Genomic DNA, 8,602 nt, shown 5'->3' on the forward strand with positions numbered 1-8,602 from the left:
ATATATTATTAAAATATAAAGGGGAGATAGTATGAGTAATTTAAGAGAAATTAGTCCTAAAGATTTAAATGAAAGTGCCTTTAATTTAATAGGTAATGAGTGGATGCTTATTACAGCTGCTAAAGATGGGCAGGTAAATGCCATGACTGCTTCTTGGGGTGGCTTTGGCGTTATGTGGAACAAAAATGTTGTCTATATAGTTTTAAGACCTCAAAGGTATACAAAAGAATTTGTAGATGCATCTTCTACATTTTCACTTACCTTCTTCCATGAAAGTTATAAAAAAGATTTAGGTTATCTAGGAACAGTTTCTGGAAGAGATGAAGATAAGATTTCTAAAACTAATTTAACAATTAATTATATTGAAGATACTCCTGCTTTTGAAGAAGCAAGACTTACTATTATCTGCAAAAAATTATATGCTCAAGAATTTAAACCTGAATGTTTTATAGATAATACTCTTGAAAAACAATCTTATCCAGATAAGGATTATCATACAATGTATATTGCTGAAGTAGAAAAAATTCTGATAAAAGAATAATAAATAAGGAGCTGTTAAACAGCTCCTTATTTATTAACTAATTTAATTTTTCTAAAACAGATTCACCTATAGTTTCTTCTGCCATTTTAACATCAAAGTTATCTGCAATAGTTCTTCCTATTGCTGCAAAGCTATTGCAAGTTTCTAATACTCCATTTCCCTTCATTGAAGGTGAGTAAGCTATAAATGGTACATACTCTCTTGTATGATCTGATCCTATATATGTTGGATCATTTCCATGGTCTGCAGTTATAATTAGTAAATCATCTTCTTTAAGTTTTTCTAAAACCTTACCTAAATTAACATCAAACTTTTCTAATTCTTCTGCATAGCCTTTAGGATTTCTTCTATGTCCCCATAATGAATCAAAATCAACTAAGTTTACAAAGCATAGTCCTTTAAAATCTCTATCCATTATTTCTAGTGTTTGTTCCATTCCATGAACTGAACTCTTTGATTTATTAGATTCTGTTATTCCTTCACCATCGAATATATCATTTATTTTTCCTACAGAAATAACCTCATAGTTATTATCCTTTAACTCATTTAATACTGTTCTTCCATATGGTTTTAAAGCATAATCGTGTCTGTTACTAGTTCTCTTAAATTCGCCTTTTTTATCTCCAACATATGGTCTTGCAATTATTCTACCAACTTTCCATTCATCCTTTAAAGTAAGTTCTCTTGCAATTTCACAGCATCTATATAGTTCTTCTAATCCAAAAGTTTCTTCATGTCCACATATTTGTAAAACTGAATCTGCTGAAGTATACACTATCATATCTCCAGTCTTCATTTGATGCTCACCATATTCATCTAATATTTCTGTACCACTAGCACTTTTATTTCCTACTATATTATGTCCTGTTCTCTTAGTTAATTCATCTAAAAGTTCTTGTGGAAATCCTGTATCAGTAAAAGTTTGGAAAGGCTTAGTAATGTGTAATCCTGCTATTTCCCAATGTCCTGTCATAGTATCTTTACCAGTACTAGCTTCCTTCATTTTCATTTGATATCCTAATGGATTTTCTTGTGCCTTCAAATGTTTAACTGGACGTAAATTAGCTATTCCTAGCTTTTCAAGATTAGGTATATTAAAGGAATCTACTGATTCTGCTATATGTCCAAGAGTATCAACATTTACATCTCCATAAGCTTTTGCATCTTCCATTTCTCCAATACCTAATGAATCTATTACTATAGTGAAAATTCTTTTATATTTTTTCATAATATTACTCCTTTATAAATTACTTTAAGACTATCTAACTATATTATTTATTATTTGCTATAATTTAATTATTTAAAGATAAATTAATTATAACATATTTAATTCATAATATATAAGAAACTTGTATTTAACTTGTCTATTATATATTTATAATACTACAATCTACTTATATTGGTCAACGTTTCCACCATTGTATTTTATTGATTTTTTATTGAATAAAATTGATAATTTCTTTTGTAAATATGCTATAATAAATTAAAAACTTGTATCTAACTTGTTTATTTGTTTGTGGAGATGATCATTATGCTTAATACAGATATTATGAAGAATTCAAAAAAATTAAGATATGTTGAAGTGTATAATACACTTTTTAAAATGATAAAGGAAGAAGATTTTCCTGATAATTATAGATTACCTTCTGAACCTGACTTAGCTAAGGAACTTGGAGTAAGTAGAACTACTCTTCGTCAAGCCTTATCCTTATTGCAAGACGATGGCTTAATTAAAAACATTCGTGGCAAAGGTAATTTCATAATTAAAAATCAAAAGAATAATAAAATTGGTCTTGAAAAATTAGGTCATATTATATATAAATCTTTAGAAGAAAAAATAGATTATGTGGAAATGAACTTTCATATAGAGCCTCCATCTGATTACTTTATAGAGGTTTTAGGTAAAAAGACTGCTGCTGCTGTAAATATAGATAGATGGTATATAAAGAATGGTACTGCTCTTGCATATACCTTTACTGTTATCCCAATTGAAACAATATCTTACTTTGATATAAATTTAAATGATAATAATAGATTACTTAATTTTATAGAGGAAGAGATTTATACTAAATGTAGTCATAGCTCTATAGATATTAAATTTTCTTCATCTGGTAAGTTTGCAACTAAAAAATATTCTATTTCTTCTGAAAAACAATATTTTTTAATTGAAGAGTCTATATATAAAGATAGCCAGTATCCAATTGCATTTAGTAAGCATTACTTACCTTTATCAAATACATCAATTAAAATTCATACTTCAAAATAATAAATATTAATATTGAGCAAAAAAAGAATCCTATATCTTTTAGGATTCTTTCTAGGGGTTAGTCCATATAATGAGAAAAGTCCTTCTCTAATTCATCCTAGAATTTAATTGATAATTATTATCAATTTATTATACATATAATACCTTGTTATTAAATATATGTCAATACATTTTTGGAATAATTTTTCTAAATATTCAAAATTTAATTTTTTCTTAAAAATTATCACTAACTATTAATATAGTTAGCGATAATTTAAATACTTTTCTATTTAAAACTCAATTAAATTTAACCCTATTTCTTCATTAAATCTTCTTCCAAACTCTCCATTTATCTTAGTTATTATTATTTCTGAAGTTGCACTAATGACAGCCTTATTTAAGTGCCCTCCTATACATTTACCTTCAAAATTAGCAAAGGTTCCATGTATATGTAGATAAACTTCTCCATTCATTCTAGAAATATTTCCTGTTAAATTAGTAATCTCAAAATCTTCTTCAAAGGTATTTGAATAATATTTCTTTTCATCTACCTTAAATAATCCAACCACTATATTATTACTTGCCCCAAGACCTGAAATTGAACCTGCTTTGATATCTTCTTTCTCACAAAGATTTTTTATTGACTCAATAACCTCTTCGCCTTTTTCTAATCTTAATACAATTGTTTCCTCAAAAATTCTATACTCCATAATCTCAACTCCATTTATAATAATTTTATTTTTTAAAATTCTACTAGTATCCTTGTTGGCAAAACATCAATTCCTTCTATTTTAACTGGTAAGCAATAAACTTTAAAGCCTTCTTCAGGAATCTTATCTAAATTAGATAAATTTTCTATAGAATAGCTTTTGTTTTTTCCTAAGTAAACATCAATCAAACCATGATTTTTACCTTTCCCTAAGCCTAAAGTATCTATTCCTATCATATTAACATTTTTACTTACTAAGTATTTTATTACTTCCATAGATATCCCAGGATGATTATTATATTTTTCTTCATCCTCAAAGTACTTATCATAATTAGTTTGGAAAAATACATATACTCCTTCTTTCACACGAGAACAATCTATATCTTCTAATTTTACTTCTCTATCAATAATGTGTGACATATCAAATTTAATACCTTCAGAAATTAACTTATTATCTTGAAGTTTTCATTTTTTCATTTCCACTATTATATTGTCTATAATTGAATTAATCTTACTATCTTTGAAATACTGAAAATTTAGCATTATCTATAGAAATAGTATAAATATTTTCATCTTGAACTAAATTTAAAAATGTTTCAACATCACTATACACTAACATACCATATAATTTTACTCCGTTATCTTCTATATATTTTAATGCTTCACTATACATTATACTAGACATCCCATTTACATTAAAAAATGTTTCTATAAAAGTTTGTCTTGAAGACATATACTTTAATAATGTCTTAAAATGTGTTTCTAATACATATTCACTATCTTTTATACTATCATTCACATTAGACAACTCAAAATATGGATAGACATCATCTGATAAAGTTCCCTCTGCTAAAACACCTCCTATTCCAATTGGATCAAATCCAATTTTAGTACCCGAATATATTTCATTAGTTCTTACTGCAACCCATCTAGCTCTGAATCTGTATTTTTCTTGTAATTTATTAAGGTTATCTAGTGATAAATCCTTATTAAATGAAATATATGAAGATATCACACTTCCTTTTGGCAATTCTTTTACTATATTTATTAATAAATCTCTCTCTTCTTTACTTTGTCCGTAAGTATAACTGCCATCTTCTTGTAAATACATAGCACTTTTATTATCCCTATAATAAAAAACATTAACTGCTGGAAACTTATATAAATTATTATTTTGTGTCTTCAATTTGTTTCTGACTACTTTACCATTAAATATAGTATTTTCTTGTGTGAATTTATTATTTTGATTCACTCTTATATCATATTTCCCTAATCCTAAGGCTTCAACTTCAGCTTCATCAGTAGTATATCCTGCTAAATGTAGCTCTGTGAAAGCCCTCATATCAATAAAAAGTTGGTTCTGATTAAATTCATTTCTTATTTTTCCACTTGGATCATAAAAAAGACTATTATAAGCTGGTAAAATCAAATAATTAATTATACAAAATACTAATATAACACTTAACACTGCTAGAATATTTATTTTTCTCAACCGTCTATTTACTGCTTTCTTTATTAATATAGTATCATCTTCAGTTACATCTACTTTACCTATTTCTTCAAAGATATTTTCTGATAAATACTCATTTATTAATTCATTTTTTTCTATTTCATCTTCAACAATTTTTATTTCTTCCTCTGTTGCAGTTCCGCTTTTATATTTCTCAAAAATAAATTTAAAACTCATACTTTCCCTTCCTTAATAATTTTCCAATCTTTTGCCTTCCACGGTATAATATACTTCTTACTGCCCCCTCTGAAACTTGTAAACTTTTAGCAATTTCTTTTGTAGTTAAATTCATATAATAAAACTTTATTATTACTTCTCTATATACTTCTGAAAGTTTTAAAATAGATTTAAAAACTTCTCTTTTCTCCTCATCCTTTATAAATTTTTCAAGTGTATTATCCTCAACCCTTATATCTTTTTCTTCAATATCTAAATAAGACATTCTTTTATTTTTTCTATAGTAATCAATAATTATATTTTTACAAACATAAAGTAGCCAAAACTTTACGTTGCATTTAGCATTATCTATTGTTATAAAGGCTCTAAGAAAAGTTTCACTAACTACTTCTTCTGTAATATGATAATTTTTACAAATTGAAAAAGCATAAATATACAAATCTTTATAATACTTATTATAAAGTTCTTCTATCTCATAATTATTCATTACTTCCCCCCTTATAACACAAACGTTATTATCCATAAATTGTCACAGTTTTTATTAAATTTTACCATTAATAATAAGAATATAAAATAATCATTATTGTTAAAAAATAAAAAACTCCTTTCGGAGTTTATATTCCCTTTCCTGAATCAGTTACATCTACTAATTCTATAGGGAAGCTTTCAAAAATTTTTTGGTCTAGTAGATAATCATTATTAAATCTTATTGCCCAGGATTTAATAATTGTCAATGGTAAAGAAAATGGAACTTTCTTATTTTGATATTTTTCTAATGTATCTAAAAAGAATGCCTTTTCTTCTTTACTTAAGTCCCTTGAAAAATAACCAAACAAATGTAATAACATATTTACATTTCTCATTGGTCTTGGACTATTAGATAATGTTTTTGATAAAACTTGTTTATACTCCACAATGGTATCATTTAAACTGGCTTTTGAAGCTGAACCAACAATTTTACCTAACTCCTTTTGTCTTGCTGGACTATAAGCCATTAATAAATATTTATACTGACTTTGAAATTTAACTAGCTCCCTTACACTTTTCTTTTCTTCAACTGTAGTATAATTGTAGTTTGCATAAACCCAAGTTAAAAACTTTTCTCTAATATTATAATTTGTTAATCTTCCCTCATCTTCTATAGGTATATCACCAAATTCTGTCATTAGTTTCTGTGCAAAAATCCCGCTATTATTTCTATTTATAATACTAGCTTTTCCAATATTATTATATAACTTAACATCTTTTATTCCACAAGAAGGAGATCTGCCTTTTAATATAATTCCATTAATTTTAGACTTATCAATATTTTTTAAGAATTTATTAGAAAAATTCATCATCGCCTCAGTTAAGTCTTCCCCTGTTTTAGAACATACTAAGTTAACTTTACTTTCATTTCCTATTAATCTTAAACTATCCCTTGGTGTAGATAAACCTATTCCTACTTCTGGACAAACTTCTATTACATTTACATAAGATTTTAATTTATTTATAAAAGAATCTTTTATCATTGAGCCATCATATCTACATGAATCTCCTTCTATACATTTACTCATTAATATAGTTGGCTTATCATTATCTAACATATATCTACCTCCAAAAGTCTTCTTATATATAGCATAAATCTTTATAAATTATTTATTCTTATTTAAATATTATTCATTTTAAATTTCTATTTAACAATAAAAATTTTACAAATAAAAAGAGGCTGTCGCAACAACCTCTAATTTAAAATTTAGAATGTAAAATGAAGAATTATTAATTTTACATTGTGCCACAGCACCATATAATACTATAGTACTTTAGCCATTTTTATAACTCTTTCTCCTAAAACTACTCTATCAAAATTCTTATTATAATTTAATTTTTCATAAAATTTAGTTACCTTTTCATTTTTAGCAATTAATGATATTCCTTCAAAATCTTCACTTTTAGCTACTTGTTCTGCATACATCATAAGTATCTTTCCTACTCCAAGACCCCTAGTACTTTCATCTGTAGCTATATTAGATATATACAAATTTCCTTTTCTACACTCTCTAAAAACCATATACTTAATTGAATTTATCATATATAATATTTTTTCAGTAAAGCCTTCTATGCTAGTAATTAGCTTTATATCTGTTTCAATACTTAATTTATCTAACTTATCATAAGGTATTAGTATAATAGCGCCAACCACTTTATTATCTAGTTCAGCAACAGTTATATAATCTGTACTATATCTTGATTCCTTAGTCCTCATTAATGTCTTAAGATTTTCTAAAGTTTCTTCTTTAGATTCTCCCCCTCAAACATCTACAGGATTTACTTCTGTATAGTAAATTAACCTGGCTATTTCTTCTACATCATTATTATTGCCTTTTCTAATTTTAATATTTTTCTTATTCATAATTATACCTCCACAGAATCACTTATCTGTATGAATTAATTATATGAAATTTTTAAAATTTATTCATTGATATTTGTACTTTAATAGAGGTATTATTGTGCTATTAATGATTTTTATAAAACTAAATATAGAATACAAAAATACTAAAAAAGCCATACTTTAATAATTATTATTAAAATATAGCTTAGTTATTTTATTAATGAGTATTTCTTCTACCTTTGGTTTTACATTAAAATATTTTTTCTTAATAAATTTAATTAACAATCCTAATATAATCCTAAAAACAGTAAAAAAAGAGTAAATACTATATTTTTTTTACAAATTCAGATTTAAGTTTCATAGCACCGAATCCATCTATTTTACAATCTATGTTATGGTCGCCTTCAACTAGTCTTATATTTTTAACCTTAGTTCCTTGTTTTAATGGAGCAGAGCTTCCTTTAACCTTAAGATCTTTGATAATAGTAACTGAATCCCCATCATTTAATATATTTCCATTTGAATCCTTTACTATTAGCTCCTCTTCACCTGAATTATTATCAGAATTTAAAGTCCATTCATAGGCACATTCTGGACAGATTAGAAGACTTCCATCCTCATAAGTATATTCTGAATTACATTTCGGACAATTTGGTAAGTTTATCATTTGATTATTTCCTCCATTTTATATATTTTATAAATAATATTTTCACGCATTTTATACTATCATATACTAAATATATTTACAAATTCTATTATATTTTATTCTTTATATAAACTAATTTCTTATATTAATCCTTTTATTTTAATAAACTGCTGCTATTTTATTAATTCTTTAAAAATAAGTTTATGGAGTTTCAAGCGAGTTTTTAATCAACTACCTATTTTGGTATAAATTAGTTTATATATTTAAAATTCAACCATAGAAAAGGATATTAAAGTAAATTACTTTAATATCCTTTTCTATAAAAATTTATTTTTAATATGTCTTTTTCCAAATTGATTTACTAAATATAATTAGCATTGGATATATTTCTAATCTACCAGCT

At 25.7% G+C, this 8,602-nt stretch carries 10 protein-coding genes; 2 read left to right on the forward strand and 8 right to left on the reverse strand.

The window, feature by feature from the left end:
- The first annotated feature begins 31 nt into the window (after positions 1-31).
- Entirely contained in the window at positions 32-541 is a 510-nt protein-coding gene (locus HUJ77_RS09350; protein WP_291708319.1) for a flavin reductase, read from the forward strand.
- A gap of 37 nt (positions 542-578) precedes the next feature.
- On the opposite strand, the gene HUJ77_RS09355 is transcribed toward HUJ77_RS09350, so the two are convergent.
- On the reverse strand, positions 579-1,769 hold the full coding sequence (locus HUJ77_RS09355; protein WP_291708320.1) for a phosphopentomutase: 1,191 nt from the start codon (positions 1,767-1,769) through the stop codon (positions 579-581).
- Positions 1,770-2,072: 303 nt separating this feature from the next.
- On the opposite strand from HUJ77_RS09355, the gene HUJ77_RS09360 reads away from it, so the two are divergent.
- Positions 2,073-2,807: a GntR family transcriptional regulator gene (locus HUJ77_RS09360; protein ID WP_291708321.1), complete on the forward strand. Its 735-nt coding sequence runs from the start codon at positions 2,073-2,075 to the stop codon at positions 2,805-2,807.
- A gap of 269 nt (positions 2,808-3,076) precedes the next feature.
- On the opposite strand, the gene HUJ77_RS09365 is transcribed toward HUJ77_RS09360, so the two are convergent.
- From HUJ77_RS09365 to HUJ77_RS09395, 7 genes are all read right to left on the reverse strand, one after another.
- Entirely contained in the window at positions 3,077-3,496 is a 420-nt protein-coding gene (locus HUJ77_RS09365; protein ID WP_291708322.1) for a PPC domain-containing DNA-binding protein, read from the reverse strand.
- 32 nt (positions 3,497-3,528) lie between these two features.
- A complete protein-coding gene (locus HUJ77_RS09370) occupies positions 3,529-3,939 on the reverse strand; it encodes a cyclase family protein (RefSeq protein WP_291708341.1) in 411 nt (136 codons plus the stop codon).
- A gap of 70 nt (positions 3,940-4,009) precedes the next feature.
- On the reverse strand, positions 4,010-5,182 hold the full coding sequence (locus tag HUJ77_RS09375) for an anti sigma factor C-terminal domain-containing protein (RefSeq protein ID WP_291708323.1): 1,173 nt from the start codon (positions 5,180-5,182) through the stop codon (positions 4,010-4,012).
- Positions 5,172-5,669 carry a sigma-70 family RNA polymerase sigma factor gene (locus HUJ77_RS09380; RefSeq protein ID WP_291708324.1) on the reverse strand — a complete coding sequence of 166 codons (498 nt, stop codon included), beginning with the start codon at positions 5,667-5,669 and terminating at the stop codon, positions 5,172-5,174. The genes HUJ77_RS09375 and HUJ77_RS09380 overlap by 11 nt, the downstream gene beginning before the upstream one ends.
- Before the next feature lie 127 nt (positions 5,670-5,796).
- The gene (locus tag HUJ77_RS09385; protein WP_291708325.1) at positions 5,797-6,768 is read right to left on the reverse strand and encodes a DUF523 and DUF1722 domain-containing protein; all 972 of its coding nucleotides are present in this window, start codon (positions 6,766-6,768) and stop codon (positions 5,797-5,799) included.
- Positions 6,769-6,974: 206 nt separating this feature from the next.
- Complete coding sequence (locus tag HUJ77_RS09390) at positions 6,975-7,427, reverse strand: GNAT family N-acetyltransferase (protein WP_291708326.1); 453 nt, start codon at positions 7,425-7,427, stop codon at positions 6,975-6,977.
- A gap of 451 nt (positions 7,428-7,878) precedes the next feature.
- Complete coding sequence (locus HUJ77_RS09395) at positions 7,879-8,220, reverse strand: zinc ribbon domain-containing protein YjdM (protein WP_291708327.1); 342 nt, start codon at positions 8,218-8,220, stop codon at positions 7,879-7,881.
- Between the last annotated feature and the right edge of the window lie 382 nt (positions 8,221-8,602).

Source organism: Clostridium sp. (genome assembly GCF_021443865.1).
Classification (GTDB): domain Bacteria; phylum Bacillota; class Clostridia; order Clostridiales; family Clostridiaceae; genus Clostridium.